At 66.6% G+C, this 14,663-nt stretch carries 14 protein-coding genes; 7 read left to right on the top strand and 7 right to left on the bottom strand.

Annotated features, from left to right (window positions below; genetic code table 11):
* The first annotated feature begins 430 nt into the window (after positions 1-430).
* The 3 genes from HAPAU_RS22795 (at position 431) to HAPAU_RS10985 (ending at position 3,133) form a co-directional block, all read left to right on the top strand.
* Positions 431-559, top strand: coding sequence for a hypothetical protein (locus HAPAU_RS22795; protein ID WP_281177883.1), 129 nt, complete (start codon positions 431-433; stop codon positions 557-559).
* 151 nt (positions 560-710) lie between these two features.
* Positions 711-1,502: a DUF7282 domain-containing protein gene (locus HAPAU_RS10995; RefSeq protein ID WP_245634083.1), complete on the top strand. Its 792-nt coding sequence runs from the start codon at positions 711-713 to the stop codon at positions 1,500-1,502.
* Between the two features lie 608 nt (positions 1,503-2,110).
* The gene (locus HAPAU_RS10985; protein WP_245634082.1) at positions 2,111-3,133 is read left to right on the top strand and encodes a polysaccharide deacetylase family protein; all 1,023 of its coding nucleotides are present in this window, start codon (positions 2,111-2,113) and stop codon (positions 3,131-3,133) included.
* Here the strand turns inward: HAPAU_RS10985 and HAPAU_RS10980 are convergent.
* Entirely contained in the window at positions 3,130-3,744 is a 615-nt protein-coding gene (locus HAPAU_RS10980) for a metal-dependent hydrolase (RefSeq protein WP_066382545.1), read from the bottom strand. The two genes, HAPAU_RS10985 and HAPAU_RS10980, sit on opposite strands and share 4 nt — an antisense overlap.
* A gap of 40 nt (positions 3,745-3,784) precedes the next feature.
* The gene (locus tag HAPAU_RS10975; protein WP_066382544.1) at positions 3,785-4,768 is read right to left on the bottom strand and encodes a DUF1616 domain-containing protein; all 984 of its coding nucleotides are present in this window, start codon (positions 4,766-4,768) and stop codon (positions 3,785-3,787) included.
* A 212-nt stretch (positions 4,769-4,980) separates the two neighbouring features.
* On the opposite strand from HAPAU_RS10975, the gene gvpA reads away from it, so the two are divergent.
* Complete coding sequence (gvpA, locus tag HAPAU_RS10970; RefSeq protein WP_066382543.1) at positions 4,981-5,244, top strand: gas vesicle protein GvpA; 264 nt, start codon at positions 4,981-4,983, stop codon at positions 5,242-5,244.
* Between the two features lie 65 nt (positions 5,245-5,309).
* Here gvpA and HAPAU_RS10965 read toward each other — a convergent pair whose 3' ends face one another.
* The 3 genes from HAPAU_RS10965 to HAPAU_RS10955 form a co-directional block, all read right to left on the bottom strand.
* The gene (locus HAPAU_RS10965; RefSeq protein WP_066382542.1) at positions 5,310-6,233 is read right to left on the bottom strand and encodes a hypothetical protein; all 924 of its coding nucleotides are present in this window, start codon (positions 6,231-6,233) and stop codon (positions 5,310-5,312) included.
* Complete coding sequence (locus tag HAPAU_RS10960) at positions 6,233-6,400, bottom strand: hypothetical protein (RefSeq protein WP_157078454.1); 168 nt, start codon at positions 6,398-6,400, stop codon at positions 6,233-6,235. The genes HAPAU_RS10965 and HAPAU_RS10960 overlap by 1 nt, the downstream gene beginning before the upstream one ends.
* A gap of 246 nt (positions 6,401-6,646) precedes the next feature.
* Positions 6,647-7,156: an ArsR/SmtB family transcription factor gene (locus HAPAU_RS10955; RefSeq protein WP_245634081.1), complete on the bottom strand. Its 510-nt coding sequence runs from the start codon at positions 7,154-7,156 to the stop codon at positions 6,647-6,649.
* Between the two features lie 270 nt (positions 7,157-7,426).
* On the opposite strand from HAPAU_RS10955, the gene HAPAU_RS10950 reads away from it, so the two are divergent.
* Complete coding sequence (locus HAPAU_RS10950; RefSeq protein ID WP_066382539.1) at positions 7,427-9,031, top strand: alkaline phosphatase family protein; 1,605 nt, start codon at positions 7,427-7,429, stop codon at positions 9,029-9,031.
* Between the two features lie 7 nt (positions 9,032-9,038).
* On the opposite strand, the gene HAPAU_RS10945 is transcribed toward HAPAU_RS10950, so the two are convergent.
* Positions 9,039-9,806, bottom strand: a complete 768-nt coding sequence (locus HAPAU_RS10945; RefSeq protein WP_245634080.1) for a hypothetical protein — start codon at positions 9,804-9,806, stop codon at positions 9,039-9,041.
* 239 nt (positions 9,807-10,045) lie between these two features.
* Here HAPAU_RS10945 and glmS point away from each other — a divergent pair, with 239 nt between their 5' ends.
* Both glmS and HAPAU_RS10935 read left to right on the top strand, forming a co-directional pair.
* Complete coding sequence (gene glmS, locus HAPAU_RS10940) at positions 10,046-11,824, top strand: glutamine--fructose-6-phosphate transaminase (isomerizing) (RefSeq protein ID WP_066382538.1); 1,779 nt, start codon at positions 10,046-10,048, stop codon at positions 11,822-11,824.
* Positions 11,825-11,856: 32 nt separating this feature from the next.
* Positions 11,857-13,551, top strand: a complete 1,695-nt coding sequence (locus tag HAPAU_RS10935) for a hypothetical protein (RefSeq protein WP_245634079.1) — start codon at positions 11,857-11,859, stop codon at positions 13,549-13,551.
* Here the strand turns inward: HAPAU_RS10935 and HAPAU_RS10930 are convergent.
* Positions 13,540-14,538: a GNAT family N-acetyltransferase gene (locus tag HAPAU_RS10930; RefSeq protein ID WP_066382537.1), complete on the bottom strand. Its 999-nt coding sequence runs from the start codon at positions 14,536-14,538 to the stop codon at positions 13,540-13,542. The two genes, HAPAU_RS10935 and HAPAU_RS10930, sit on opposite strands and share 12 nt — an antisense overlap.
* Positions 14,539-14,663 lie beyond the last annotated feature (125 nt).

Below are 14,663 nucleotides of genomic sequence, written 5' to 3'. Positions count from 1 at the left end.
TGGACGGATATAAACCCCGGGGCTGGATTATTCGGGTCCACACCATCTAGTAGAGGAAACCTGTTCTATCGTAATCGACCGACGGGAGCGGAACTCGCTCGAAAACATAATTGCATGTCCTACGAATAACCTGACGGTTCGAGAAGAGAACGGCGTTCTCGTAGTGGTTATTGAGAGTGAACTATCGACTTTCTTTTCTGTTCTTCCATCCGTCCACGGCTCCCGTGACCTACAGCAACACCCACCGACTCACAGCACCCGCCGATGACGACGACCCCCGTCTTACCCCTCGTCGACGGTCGAAGGGACAGGATACCCGATCTCTGCACTGTTCGAGGTGGTGGGTGAGTGTGACTCACGGCCGTCGTGAGACGGAAGTTTCCGATTGAACGACCGTATGTGATATTCGACTGAAAAGACTGGAGGGGACATGACAACCCCCTTGCCTGTCCGTCTCGGGCTCGACCGGGCCGGCACGACGCTCCCGAACACGCGGCGTTCGTCCGTCGAGACAGGTGATTCCGTCACGGTCGTCGGACAGCCAGTAGGGACGACCTGATGGCGTGTCGGCGGGGGTCGGTTCCGAGTACGTCCCGGTAAGCGCGCGCTACGCACCCTCCGACGGGGGTGTCCTGCTAGGCGACCAATTACAATCGGGCTGTCGCGAGTGGACAGGAGTGCTGGAAGCGGTACCAGTATCGGAGGACACGATGTCAGACGACTCAGAGAAAATCACGACCGACGACTCCGCATCGCACCCAGAACAACCACGAACCGCCGGTTCCTCGCGGCGACGCGTACTGCAGGCCCTCGGCGGGACGGCCGCGGCCCTCGGGTTCGCGGGCAGTGTGAGCGCAATGGACGACGACGACGTCGAGTACACGCCCAGTGAGCATCAGCGCCCCGAGGGCCCGCTCGGCGAGGGCAAAGGCCTCGCGTACAGCCGTTTTAGCAGCCAAGTCACGGACGGTACCTACGTCATCGTCGACGAGGCGAACATCACCACCGAGGAGGGTGGCTTCGTCTCGGTCCACCTCGCGCGCCCCGAGGAGGGGATCGCGGACGTGGGCTTCATCAACGAGGAGGACGGGACGCCGCAGAACGCCGCGGATACGATCATCGGCTACTCGGAGTTCCTCGAGCAGGGCCTCCATCAGAACGTCAAGGTCCCGATCTTCCAAGTCAAGGAGCTCAATGCGGTCCCGGACGACGTGGATCGGCTGCCCGAGCCCGCCGTGTTGGTCTCGCTGCAACACATCGACAGCAACGAGAACGAGGAGTGGGACTTCTTCGACGAAGAGGACGAGGATCCGGCGTATTCGGACGAGGTCGGCGCGCCGAACGACGGCTCGTTCGCCCCGCCAGGTCCCGAGCGCCCCACGGACATCGCGGCGGTCGTCCCGCTCGAGGAGAACGAGGACGACTTCCACATCTCGCGTCCCGACGACGATCTCCACAACGGCGAGGTCGAGGACGACGACAACAAACACAACGACGACTGAAGCCCACACGAAACCGTCCGCTACACCTTTTTTCGGTCGCGATACCCGAATCGAGGAAACCGATTGCCGCTGGATCCCTCGATCGGATTCCGATCGCCGGTCGAGACCGGACAGCCTCGACAGGAGACCGGCGAACGCCTCGATCACCGGTTCGCTTTCGATCCGTATTCGTCCACCCGCTACTGGTCGATCGACTACTCGAATCGGGTGATATGTTCGGGTAGCTGGTCGATCCGTGTGGCCGATCCGGCTGGTTTCGCCGCTCCCGAGAACGACGGATACTGTGGGACATCACCCTGTCAGCCTGCACGCCGGTCGAACGGGCTGATCAAGGGACCCGAACCGACGGGACGTCTTCCGGGTTCGATACGTGAACACTCCACGAGAATCGATCACGGACGCCGGCGAGTGTGGCTCCGCGACCGGGTGCGGCCGGGACCGCTGGTTCCGAGCCTCGTGTAGACGTTCGATCCACGGGAGTTCCACCGACCTCCTTGGCGCCCAGAACCTTCGATCGAACGGAATGTAGTGTCAAGCGGACCATACTGACCGTCTCTGAGACGCTCTCTATCGACGTGTCAAACGATTCTCCTATCAGCCGACGGCGAGTGCTTCGGTACGGCGGTCTCGTGGGTGCGCTCACGTTCGCCGGTTGTCTCGCCGAGGAACGAGAGTGGACGCCACCGGACGACGGATCGCCTCCCGAGGAGGCCGAGCAACGAGACGAGACAGACGAGGAATCCACGGAACCTCCCGGATTGTCTGAAGGGGGAGCAGTGGTGTTCGTTTACGACGACGGCCCGATGGAGGACTACACCCAGGCGTTGCCCGCTCATCGGGCGTTCGACGCGCCCGCGACCGTCGGGATCGTCAGCGAATGGATCGGCCGCGAGGACTACCAATCGAGCGGCTGTATGGATATCGGACACCTCGAGGAGCTAGTGGATGCAGGCTGGGAGATCGCTTCCCACACCAGCGAGCACACCACCCTCGGGACGTTCGAACTCGTTGAGGATGCCGCCCCGGGTGCCGAGCGGATCTACCCCGAGGAGATCCGCCACGGCTACCACCGCGGCAAGACCATCGAATTCACCTCCGACGAGCACACGTTCACCCGGGCGGTCGCCGATTATGGAAGCGACGGGATGGGTCGATACGTCGAGGTCGACAAGCCCATCGACCGCCGGTGTCTCGCCGGCGAGACGGTGGTGCGCTACACGGAAGAACAGATGCGCGCCTCGCTCGCCGACTCGAAACACGCCCTCGAAGGGATGGGTTTCGAGGTCGAGACGCTGCTGGCGCCCTACGACAACTTCGACGACTACTCGCGGAAGTTCGCCAGCGAGTACTACTCGGGGGTGGCCAACGCCCGCCACGGCAAACGGGTGAACGATCCCGAGGGTTTCGATCCCTACGCGACACGCCGGGACTACTTCATCGAGTACACGGACCGCGAATCGGTCAAACGAGATTTGAACGAAATCGCCGAACGCGGGGCGCTGGGCGTCCTCGGCGCGCACACGTTCAAAGGGGAGGTCACCGAGGACCGCATCCGCGAGACGCTCTCGTGGGTCGACGAGCGCGGTATCACCGTCATGACCCTGCGCGAGGCCATCGCGCGGTGTACCTAATCTGCGGTTCGTGTGGGGTCAGGTGCGAGGCGGGCCCGGAGTTTTAGGTACCCCTCCCGGAGGACGGGTGCGCCGTCGAGCAGCCAGAGGGAAACCGCCAGGGCGGCGATCCCGAGTTGGAAGACGGTGTACGCGGAGAACTCCATCGAGAGGAGTTGTGTCCCGAACTCCCGGGAGTACGGGACGAACAGTTCGAAAAAGCGGTCGAGAAACCCCTGGCTGTGGTCGGTACTCGAACGCTCACCCAGTGGCCAGATGACCGGGTACAGCGCCAACTCACCCTCCTCGGCGTAGATCGGGAGCAGGTCTCCGACGAGGTGCGAGAGATACCCGATCCCGAAGGCAAGGCCGACGCCGGACCAGTCCGCGCTCCACGCCAGCAGGCCGACGACGGCCACCAGCGGGACGGCGAAGAAGACCGAGTGGCCGATCGCGTACCCGCTCGAGAAGACTCCGAACTGCCACGCCAGTGGCTTATCGATCAGGTCGGGGCCGCTCGAGGCGACGACCAACACCAGCACGGGCAGCGCCGAGGGTGCGCGGCGCAGCCAGAGCCGGCTGGCGAGCGAGTACAGCAGGTAGGCGAAAAGGGCGTGTTCCCATGGCCACATACGCACTCCCTCGGCGAGGATCGGGTTAGTTATCGAGCGCTTACGCGTCGGTCGGTTCGGTTCCCGGCTCGTAGACGTCGACCCAGAGGTGCAGTTCGCGATAGGGGTCGCCGATGGGCGAGTCGCTCGTATAGAGCAGGTACGCCAGTCGGAGGTTCTCGTCGACGATGTCGGGGGTCACACCCTGTTCGAGGTAGGCCGACTCGCCGGGGGCGACCGAGACGGTCCGTTCGGTGCGGTCGCCGCGTTCGAGCAGTTGTGCCGCGTCGCCCTCGGTATCGACCCGCTGGAGTTCGGCGACGACCGTGTAGGTGGTACGGGCGTGTTCGTGGTTCTCGATCCCGACGATCTGTGACTGGGGTTCGCCGGCCGTGAGGACCGTCCGGTAGTCGCCGGCGACGTACTCGCCGCCCTGCGTCCGCGAGAGCAGTTGGAACTCGGTGAAACGCTCGCCGTCGCCGGGATCGCTGATCGCATAGACGAAGCTTCCGAGCGCGGCCAGGATCGCCCCTCCCAGCGCGAGGTCCGCCAGAAAGCCGCGCCGGTCGGTTCGCCGGTCTGATAGGTCGGGGACGACCGCCCGACGGGCCGGTAGGTCGAACCGGTCGGACGGGGCCAACTCCTGTCGGCGAACGAGTCCAAGAAGCATGGTGACGACGATAAAACCGTTCAATACGCCGAACGACATGAGCGTCGAGGGGGGGTTCAGCAGGCTGAACAGGTAGCCAAGCAGGTACAACAGCGGCACCAGCGCGACGCTCAGCCCGAACGAGAGGGCGGCCCGCTCCGCCCCGTCGATCCCGTCGGCCGCCGAGTCGCCGGGGTCGGTACGCGCCGGAAAGAGGAGCGTCAAGAGGGCGTATCCCGGAACGAACAACAGGAGTATCAGTCCCGGCACGACGCGCAGGGGCTGCCACGGCGCGAACGCGATGATCCCGTTCGCGACGACGAGAAACGCCGCGACGATCAGTACGTCGGCGGGAACGCGCCGATCCGAACGCGATGAGCGCCCCGTACGCGTCATCCGTCGCTCGTTTCGCTCGGCGCTCTGGCGGGTCGGTACATGGCAGGCAGCAGGCGACCGACGTGGTTCGTTATTGATCCCCTATCGATGGTATGCATCTCCTACTCCGGCTGCTCGCGGGGCCGGCTTCGGTCGCGAGCCGACGGCAACGTCCTTGCTAGAGATGGGCAAACAGTAAGGTGGGTCGGCAGCCTACCGGACGGGGAGAACCCATGAGCCAAGCCAGACCACACACATCGAGCCTCGCGGAAGTGCTCGACCGGATCCTGGACAAGGGCGTCGTCATCGACATCTGGATCCGCGTCTCGCTCGTCGGTATCGAGATCCTCACGATCGAGGCCCGCGTCGTGATCGCCTCCGTGGACACGTTCCTCCACTACGCGAGGGAGATCTCGAAGATCGAACGAGCAGAAGAGGAAGGGACCCTCGAAGCGCTCGAAGAGATCGACATCACGCCGCGCGAGAAGCGGGCATAAACGGGACCGTACGCCCGCCGCATCTCCCGATCGACCCGAGCCGTCGGGGCTCGTGAATACCGCGATCAGACGTAGCCGAGGGCCTCGAGACGGTCCGCCACCACGTCCTCGCCGACGGTGCGCCCCTCCGAGACGGGGGCCGCCGCGGCGACCTCCTTTCGGGTCCCGGTCTCGTGGACGAGCCACGGCACCTTCACCAGGTTCTCGACGTGGATCCCCTTCGGGTGCCCCCAGACCCGCATGGGCAGCGGGAAGACGCGCTCGTCGAAGAGGTTGCCGTGATCGGAGGTGACGACCGTCCGTCCTTCGAACTCCTCGAGGAGCGACTCGACGTACGGGAGGACGAGGTCGAGGTTCTTGGCGTAGGCGTCCCACACGGTCTCGCGGTCGACGTCGAGTCGCCCGTCCGTGAGTCGGAGCCAGAAGACGTCTTCGCCCCCATCGGGGTCCTCGACGTGGCCCTTATCGAAGGTCGTCTCGGAGCCGACGAAGGGGTAGTGGGGCTGGAGGTAGTGGACGAACAAGCGCTTCTCGGGGTAGCGCTCTGCGGCCTCCCGTGCGTATCGCGTCGTCGTTTCGGGCAGGACGGTCCCGTACTCCTCGTCCCACCCCTCGGCCATCCAGACGTGGATCACGTCGTGAAAGGTGGCGTTGAGCTCCTCGCGGTACCGATACAGCTGCGGGTTCGCGGTGACGTACACCGTATCCCGCAGGTCCCGACCGGCGACGTTCCCCCGGAGGAACTCGGCGGTGCCCGACCCGCGCGAAGTGCGCGACTGGAGATCGCCGGGCAGCCTCGAGTGGCGTTCGAAGAGGTCGTAGCGACACGCATCGAGGAGGATCAGCGAGTCCCAGTCCTCGGCGAAGACGTCCACGCCCGAGGGGTTGTACGCCCGTCGATAGCCCCGCCGGTGGTACAGGCGATTGCATTCGAGGCCGATCCGGACCGGGTTCGCGAGCGCCCGGCGGATCTCGAAGGCGGAGTACATCAGTACGGCCCTCCCGCGGTGACGAGCGCGCCACCACGGTCGTGATCGGTCGATACGTACCGGAGGTCGTATCCCCTCTCGGATCGGCCGGTCGATCCCGTACTGGCCGCCAGTACGGTCGCCCCGATCCCGACCACGACGAGGAGTTTCGCTGCTCGGTATCTCATCTCCTTGATCGGCTCTACACCGGTCGAGGACATAACCGCTTCTAGGAGATCTATAGATTCATCATATTGCTATAGATTACCACCTTCCCATATAGTAAAGACGGCCGAGAGAGGAGGAGGGGGTCGATTCCGGAGAGGAGTCGACCAGCAGCCGTTTCGAGGCCGACGAGCACGACGAGTCGATGCGGGACCAACCCGATTCGTATCAGGCGCTCGCCGACCCGTCCCGTCGAACTCGCCGTCCCGTCACTCGTCGACCGCGTCGGCTCCGCCGTTCGTCTCGATGCCGAAGCGGACGTCCGTGCCGCTCAGAGAGATCCGGAGCGTGGAGTCGTCGAGCAGGAGTTCCTCGAACGGTGTGACCGTCCCGTCCGAATCGAGACGTGCTTCGAGCCCGTTCTCGCCGACACAGAGCGTGATCCGGTTGCACGCCGTCCGGAACCGCCGCTGGCGCTTGTTGTCCTCGGTGAACGTGATCGACTCCTCGAGCAGGCCGAGGTCGACGAGTTCGTTGACCCGCCGATAGATCGTCGTCCGGGAGACGTCACAGACCGAGAGGAGGTCCTCGATGGTGACGGGCCGCTCGGATCCTTCCCTGAGTATCGCCCGTGCGGACGCATCCCCCAGCGCGTCGAGGAGGTCCGAACAGCCGGTCGGTATCGCCGTGTCGGTCGTCGGTGCTGTCGATCGGTGGCTGATGTCGTTTTCGGTCATGGTGGTGTCGGTCGGCGGTGTGGTCACTGTGGGTTCGGCCATCCCTTTCGGCGTCGACCTCCGGTCGGTACCGGGTCGTGGTCGCCGTGAGACGTCAGTCACGGTCGGGACCGTCGCTTCGGTCTTCTGTCCGGGCCGTCACTGCGCCGTCCACATCCCTCCATCACTAGTTAGTTAATTAACTCTTTCCCACCATCGGAACCGACGGCGTTGGGTGGCGGCTCATCCGTAGTATGGGCGAACTACCCCGCGTACACCGGCCATAACAATTGGTGTCGGTGCCCGAGCGTGCGAGGAGAGTTGAGACAACGCATGAAGACGCTTCTCATCGGACTGGACGCCGCCTGCTCACGGGTGCTCGACCCGCTGATCGAGACGGGCGCACTCCCCCATCTCGCCGACCTGCGAGAGGCGGGGACGAGCGCCCCCCTCGAATCGCAGATCCCGCCGTGGACGCCAAGCGCGTGGCCCTCGCTGTACACCGGCGTGAACCCCGGCAAACACGGCGTTTTCGACTTCCTCGCGTTCGAGGGCTACGACTGGGACGTGATCAACGCCACGCACGTCCGGTTTCCCGCCATCTGGGAGGTACTCTCCGAGCGCGGGATGAGCAGCGTCGTCCTGAACGTGCCGGTCACCCACCCGCCGGGCGAGATCGACGGGGCGGTGGTTCCGGGCTACACCGCCCCGGAGGACCCCGACTGCCACCCCGCGGGGGTCCTCGAGGAGATCCGCGCGGAGATCGGGGAGTACCGGATCTATCCGCCCCACGAAAGCGGCGTCGATCCCGAGACGGCGATCGCGAACTACCGGGATCTGATCGCCTCTCGCGGGGCGGCGTTCCGGTATCTCGCCGGCCGGTTCGACCCCGACTTCGGCTTCCTCGAGTTCCAGTCGACCGACACGGTCTTTCACGAGCTCGCGGGCGATCCCACGGGCGTCGAGGCGGTCTACCGCGCGGTCGACCGGGAGATCGGGTCGGTCCTCGGGGCCACCGACCCCGAGACCGTCTTGCTCGTGAGCGATCACGGGATGGGGCCCTACGACGACTACGAGTTCCGCGTCAACGAGTTCCTCCGCCGTGAAGGCTACCTTACTGCGGTGTCGGGGCGCGAAGGCGGGATGCCCTCCTGGGGGACGATCCACGAGCGGGCGCGAACGGAGTCCTCGGGGACGGGGGTGCTCGACGCCGCCCTCTCGCGGGCCGTCCTGGCCGGCGCGCGCATCGGACTGACCAGCCAGCGGGCCCACCGACTGCTCGACCGGGTGGGGCTCGCCGAGTCGGTCGCGCGGGTCGTCCCCGCCGACCTCATTCGGACGGCGACCGAGCAGGTCGACTTCCCCGCCTCGCGGGCGTACATGCGCTCGCGGACCGAACTCGGGATTCGGATCAACCTCGACGGGCGCGAACCCGACGGCGTCGTCGCCCCCGAGGAGTACGAGTCGGTTCGGACGGAGCTGATCGAGGCGCTCTCGGCGGTGCGAACGCCATCGGGCGACCCCGTCTTCGAGATGGTCGCCCCCCGCGAGGAGGTCTTCTCGGGGCCGTATATCGAGGACGCTGTCGACGTCGTGACCGTTCCACACGATTACGAGCAGTTCGTCTCCGCGCGCCTGCTCGGCGAGCCGTTCGGCGAGCCCGAGGAACCCTGGAACCACAAGCGCGACGGGATCGTCGTCGCCGCGGGCGCGGGGATCGACCCCGACGCGGATCTCTCGGGTGCGCACCTGTTCGACGTCGCGCCGACCGTTCTGGCCTCGCTCGGGGTTCCGCGCGACGACCGGATGGACGGGCGGGTCCTGCCGATGGTCGAGGCAGTCGGGACCGAGCGCTACGCCGATATCGGGGGTGATCGCCGCCGGACGGACTCACAAGCGGTCGAGGACCGCCTCTCACAGCTCGGCTATCTGGAATGAGGGTCGATCAGGAGCGCCGTCCCTCCGCCTCCTCGAAGAGAACGACCCGGCCGTCGACGACCGTCGCGGGCGCGTCAATCGTCCGGGTCAGAAACGCCGCCAGCGCGCGACGAAACGCCGGCGAGTTTCGCTCGGGGGCCGGCGGATCGGCCGACGAACGGCGGTTGTTCAGGTACGTGTACGCGAACGCCCGGCGGAGGGACTCGGGACACTCGGCGAGGTACGCCGGCAGCGTCGTCAGCGGGTTCGGTTCCCCGGCGGGCACGCCGAGGGTGACGAGTACCCGGCCGAGCGTCGTCGCCGCCTCGCGGGGTCGGACGCGACAGGTCGACGCGGTCCCCTCGATCACCTCGTAGTCACACCCGAGGCGCTCGAAGGCACGATCCAGCCGCTCGTAGTCGGTTCCGTGTCCGACCTCGAAGACAGGCGTGTAGTCGGCGTCGACGCCACCCGCCGAGAGCGCCCACGCGACCAGCTTGTTGAGCCCCTGGAACGCCGGCGACTCGTACGGGAGGTCCATCCACCCCCTGCGTGCGGCCCGCTGGATCTCCGCGAGCATCGCGGCCGGGGTGATCCCGTCCGGTTCGTCCCGCCCGTCCGTCTCGGGTAGCGTGACCATCGACACGATCGAGACGGGGTCCACGTCGGGATGCGTGGCCGCGAGTTCGATGCCCCGCCGGTAGCCGTCGGTTTCGAGCCAGGCCGATGCGCCGGTCCGGGTCGCGATGTCGAGGGCTGTCACGGCGGGTGGTGACAGCTCGCTCTCGTGAATCATACACACTCACAAGCGTCCCTGTGTCCAAGTAATTCACCCCTTTCTCCCGGCACGGGGTCGGGTACGGCGGACCTATTCGTTCGGTACCCCTTACGGGCGTATAATCACGCGATACCAATGGTCCCGCGACCGGAACCGCCTTCGTATCGACCGATGAGAGACGCTACTTCCCCGCACACGATCGACGCCTCCCGCCCGCGAACCGCGCTCCGACAGACCGGATCGAGGGGTGGGCGCTGATGTGTGGCATCATCGCCCGCGTGGGCACCGAAAACGCCGTCCCGAGCCTCCTGAAGGGGCTCTCGAACCTCGAGTACCGGGGCTACGACTCGGCCGGGATCGCGCTGTCGAACGGCCACGGGATCGAGGTGTTCAAACGCGAGGGCGGGATCGACCGACTCGTCGATCACGTCACCCAGCTGGAGCCGAGTACCGACGTCGGGATCGGGCACACCCGCTGGAGCACCCATGGCCCGCCGACCGACGTCAACGCCCACCCACACACAGACTGTACGGGTTCGCTCGCGGTCGTCCACAACGGCATCATCGAGAACCACGACGCGCTGCGCTCGCGCCTGGAGGCGGCGGGCCACGAGTTCAGGAGCGACACCGACACCGAGGTCGTCCCCCATCTGATCGAGGAACACCTCTCGACCGGCCGTTCGACCACGGAGGCGTTTCACGCGGCGCTCGCCGAGCTCTCGGGGAGCTACGCCATCGCGATGATCCACGAGGGTGAGACGGCCATCTACGCCGCCAGAAACGGCTCCCCGATGGTGCTCGGGATCGCCGACGGCGCGCTGTTCGTCGCGAGCGACGTACCCGCCTTCCTCGAGTTCACCGACCGGGTCGTCTATCTGGAGGACGGCCACGCCGTGCGGGCCACGCCCGACGGTTATACGATCACCGAGGGCGACGAGGTCGTCCACCGGCCCGTCCGAACCGTCGACTGGACCGCGGAAGCCGCCGAGAAGGGCGGCTACGACCACTACATGATAAAGGAGATCCACGAACAGCCCACCGCGATCCGCCAGATCCTGGAGTGTCACGGCTCAGGCGAACTGACCGACCTCGATCCCGGAACCTTGGAGGGGGTCGAGGAGGTCCAGTTCGTCGCCTGTGGTACCTCCTATCACGCTGCGCTGTACGGCAGTTACGTCTTCGCCGAGCGCGGCATTCCCGCCTCGACGCACCTTGCGAGCGAGTACGCCACCCACGAGCGGCCGGTCGGCGAGGGGATGCTGGTGGTCGCGGTCACCCAGAGCGGCGAGACCGCCGACACCCTCGCGGCTATCGAGACCGCCCAGCGGGCGGGCGCGCGCACCCTCGCGGTGACGAACGTCGTGGGCTCGTCGGCATCGCGGGTCTGTGACGACGCGCTGTACATCCGCGCGGGCCCCGAAATCGGCGTCGCCGCCACGAAGACGTTCTCCTCGCAGGTCGTCGCACTCTCGTTGTTCGCAGACCGCCTCGCGGGCGAGGACTCACCCGGCGGCCCCGTCGCCTTCGACTCGCTTCCCTGGGGTATCCAGCGGATCCTCGACACCTCCCGGAGCCGCGACGTCGCCGAGCGCTACCGGGGCCGGGACGCCTTCTTCTTCATCGGGCGCGGCGTGGGCTACCCCGTCGCGCTCGAAGGGGCGCTGAAGTTCAAGGAGATCTCCTACGAGCACGCCGAGGGCTTTGCGGCGGGCGAACTCAAACACGGCCCCCTCGCGCTGGTTACCCCGGCGAGCGTCGTCTTCGCGGTCTTCACCGGCCGCGACGACGAGAAACTGCTGGGGAACGTCCGGGAGGCCCAGACCCGCGGCGCGACCGTCGTCGCGATCACCGACGGCACCAACGAGGAGGTCCTCCGGCAGGCCGACGACGTCCTCTTCGTCCCCGAATCCGAGCCGGCCGTCGCGGGTCTGCTCGCGAACGTCCAGTTGCAACTGATCTCGTACCACGCGGCGGCGCTGCTGGGTCGCCCGATCGATAAACCCAGAAACCTCGCCAAGAGCGTCACCGTCGAGTAGGCGGTCCTTTTTCGCCCCCGCTCGGGCGGTAGGTGCCGGATAACAATGCCCGGATCGGCGAAACACCCGCCGATGACGCCCGAGCCAGCTCCGAGGTCCGACCCGACGAACCGCTGCGAGCAGCCCGATCGGAGGCCGTTCCGATGACTGCTCCGTCGAAACCGGTCGGTGTGCTCTTGCTCGTGGCGACGCTCGTGGTGAGCCTCTCGGTCGCGGGTCTCGTTCCCGCGAGTCAGCCCGCCGCCGCCCAGCAGGGGTCGTACGTCGTCGAGCAGGGGACCCAGTGTACGGCCATCACCCCGCTGTCGGGCGAGGCGACGGCCGCCGAACTGTACGACTACCGGAGTCACAACACCCACGAGACCGACTACGCCTACAGCTCCCACGGTACGACCGACCTCCAGCGAAACGACGTGAGTTCGCTGTTCCTCTATGAGGGGCCCGACGGGCTGAGCCTCGTGATCGTCCACGACCGACTCGGCGGTGGTACCGACGGCGGCGCGGCCGAGTTCGAGATCGTCGGCCTGCCGGCGGACGGCGAGTGGACCGTCGAGGACGACAACTACAGCGAGAACATCGACGACGTCTGGACCCACGGCGAGGTCTGGAGCGAGATCGCCTGGCTCTGGGGGCCCGACAGAACCGACGGCGGGGCCTACACCGGCCTCGGCGGGGACTTCGAGGTGACGATCGATCCCGCATTCAACGCCCAGCAATCGACCTTCCAACCGGAGGGTACCGTCACCGGGATCGACGTCCTCTCGGGGAGTATGGATCGGCCCGACCGGGTGGCGATGGGGAACACCGAGGACCCGCTCGTGATTCGCTCGGGTACCTGCGGGGACCCGACGGTCAGCTACGCCCTGACCGACGGAGGGATCCTCGCGACCGTCGAGGACACCGGCGGCGAGACTACCAGCCTGCGCCCGCCCGCTGAGGGCGGAAACGGCGTCCGGTACGACCGCGTCTCGCTCGCGGCGAGCGGAGGGAACACGATCACTGGCCCGTCGGACGTGGAGGTCGCGATGAGCGCCGCCGAGGGCGGCCCCGAGATCGCCGACGGGGACGGCGACGGGACCGCACCGACGCTCTCGACGCTGACGGTCGACGACGGCGCCTCACAGGGGAGCGTGAGCGATCTGGCGCTCTCCTTTAGCGTCGAGAAGGCGGCGCTCTCGGGCCACGACGCCACCGCCAGCAACGTCGCGGTCTACGAGCGCGTCGGGGACGGTTGGGAGCGGACCGCGACCGAACCGATCGGAGAGACCGATCGGGTCTACTCCTTCGAGAGCACCACGGACGGCGGCGGGGAGTTCGCGGTCGTCCTCGCCGAGTCGCCGATCGAGGCGACCGAGCTCTCGCTGGATCGCGAACGGATCGACGCCGGAGAGCGTGTCGAGGTCACGGCGACCGTCGAGAACACCGCCGACGTCACCGAGACGCAGCCGGTCGAACTGCTGGTCTTCGGTGAGGTGACCGACTCACAGGAGGTGACGCTCGGATCCGGCGAGTCGACGACGGTGACGTTCACCCAGCGCGTCGACTCGCCGGGCACCCACACCGTCGAGGTCGCTGGCCAGACCCAACAGATCGAAGTCGAGGGCGAGCAGCCCGCGCCCGGCGGAGCCGGTTCGGAGGGGAGTTCCTCGAACGGCTACCTCGCCGTCGGGGCCGGCGTGCTCGTCCTCGTCGGGCTGGCGCTGTGGTGGCGCCGCTCACCGGAGTAACGAGTAGGCCGTCTTCGCGAGCGTCATGGCCGCCCCGTTCGACTCGACGACGTAGTAGGGCACGAGGTCCGCGGAGAACTTCGATTTGTATCGGCAGAGCCGCTCGGTGTTCGCGCCCATCAGGTCGTACTTCTTCACCCCGTCGAGGTCGGGATCGGTCGCGAGGTCCTCGACGATCCGCCAGTGGAGTGCACTGTTGACGCTCACGCCGTCGTAGGTCGCGCGGGCACCCCCCTGCCAGAAATAGGCGAGGTCGTTCGAGTACAGGACGGTGATCCCGCTCAAAAACTCCCCGTCGGGGTCGCGGGCGACGTAGACCCGCGCGCGCTCGCCGAGCGCCTCGACGAGGTCCCTGACGTAGGGCCATTCGAGTGGAAACGGCTCGTCCTGTTCGGCGTAGCGCGCTCGGGTGTCCTCGTAGACCGCCCGTGCGCCCGTCGTCCCCTCGATACCGACCTCGATCGGGAGCTCTCCGGCGTCGCGGACCTCCCGGCGGAGGCTCTTGCTGAACGACGAGAGCAGCGCGTCGGTGTCGCCGTCGACCTCGAGGACATAGGTGAAGGCGTTTCTCACCTCGAAGTCGGCCCAGAGGTACGGTCGCGGATCCTCGTAGCCCGCGGGACACTCCATGCGGAAGAGGGTTCGTGAACCGTCGCCCACGAGCTGCTCGACGACCGCGTCGGTGAACTCGCGGTTGAGCTTCTCGCGTTTGCGGCGCTTGGGGCTGGTCGGCATGAGGATCGGACCGAGGCGGGGGACACCCATACCGGGCGGCGGCGAGAAGATCGCCGTCCCGAGCGAGTTCCGCCGGACGAAGGCGGCCACGAGCGCCAGCGGCTGCTCGCCCTTCCGTGCCCCCAGCAGGTGGAGTTCGCCGTCGGCGTGTTCGTCGAGTACGGCCAGCGCTTCGGGCGTGTGAAAGACCTCGACTCCCTCCTTCGGGAGCATCGACTCCCATTCGGAGAGGTCGATACGTTCGACGTTCATCCTATCCGTATCTCCGCCGACCGGGGGATTGTTATCCGGGCCTTACCCCCGTTCTCGCGGCGTTCGTACACGACTGGGGTGGGACGGGGATCCGGGACGAGTCCCACGAGAGTATATGTCGCTTC

The sequence above is a fragment of the Halalkalicoccus paucihalophilus genome, assembly GCF_001593955.1.
In the GTDB taxonomy this organism is placed as follows: domain Archaea; phylum Halobacteriota; class Halobacteria; order Halobacteriales; family Halalkalicoccaceae; genus Halalkalicoccus; species Halalkalicoccus paucihalophilus.
The sequence above is the reverse complement of the archived record's forward strand: the minus strand, read 5'-3'. Positions and strand labels throughout refer to the sequence as shown.

What these genes read in the sequence shown, in the direction of transcription:
- HAPAU_RS22795 (WP_281177883.1), top strand. Translation starts at nt 431, where the DNA reads ATGACAACCCCCTTGCCTGTCCGTCTCGGGCTCGACCGGGCCGGCACG.
- HAPAU_RS10995 (WP_245634083.1), top strand. Translation starts at nt 711, where the DNA reads ATGTCAGACGACTCAGAGAAAATCACGACCGACGACTCCGCATCGCAC.
- HAPAU_RS10980 (WP_066382545.1), bottom strand. Translation starts at nt 3,744, where the DNA reads ATGTGGCCATGGGAACACGCCCTTTTCGCCTACCTGCTGTACTCGCTC.
- HAPAU_RS10975 (WP_066382544.1), bottom strand. Translation starts at nt 4,768, where the DNA reads ATGACGCGTACGGGGCGCTCATCGCGTTCGGATCGGCGCGTTCCCGCC.
- gvpA (WP_066382543.1), top strand. Translation starts at nt 4,981, where the DNA reads ATGAGCCAAGCCAGACCACACACATCGAGCCTCGCGGAAGTGCTCGAC.
- HAPAU_RS10965 (WP_066382542.1), bottom strand. Translation starts at nt 6,233, where the DNA reads ATGTACTCCGCCTTCGAGATCCGCCGGGCGCTCGCGAACCCGGTCCGG.
- HAPAU_RS10960 (WP_157078454.1), bottom strand. Translation starts at nt 6,400, where the DNA reads ATGAGATACCGAGCAGCGAAACTCCTCGTCGTGGTCGGGATCGGGGCG.
- HAPAU_RS10955 (WP_245634081.1), bottom strand. Translation starts at nt 7,156, where the DNA reads ATGGCCGAACCCACAGTGACCACACCGCCGACCGACACCACCATGACC.
- HAPAU_RS10950 (WP_066382539.1), top strand. Translation starts at nt 7,427, where the DNA reads ATGAAGACGCTTCTCATCGGACTGGACGCCGCCTGCTCACGGGTGCTC.
- HAPAU_RS10945 (WP_245634080.1), bottom strand. Translation starts at nt 9,806, where the DNA reads ATGATTCACGAGAGCGAGCTGTCACCACCCGCCGTGACAGCCCTCGAC.
- glmS (WP_066382538.1), top strand. Translation starts at nt 10,046, where the DNA reads ATGTGTGGCATCATCGCCCGCGTGGGCACCGAAAACGCCGTCCCGAGC.
- HAPAU_RS10930 (WP_066382537.1), bottom strand. Translation starts at nt 14,538, where the DNA reads ATGAACGTCGAACGTATCGACCTCTCCGAATGGGAGTCGATGCTCCCG.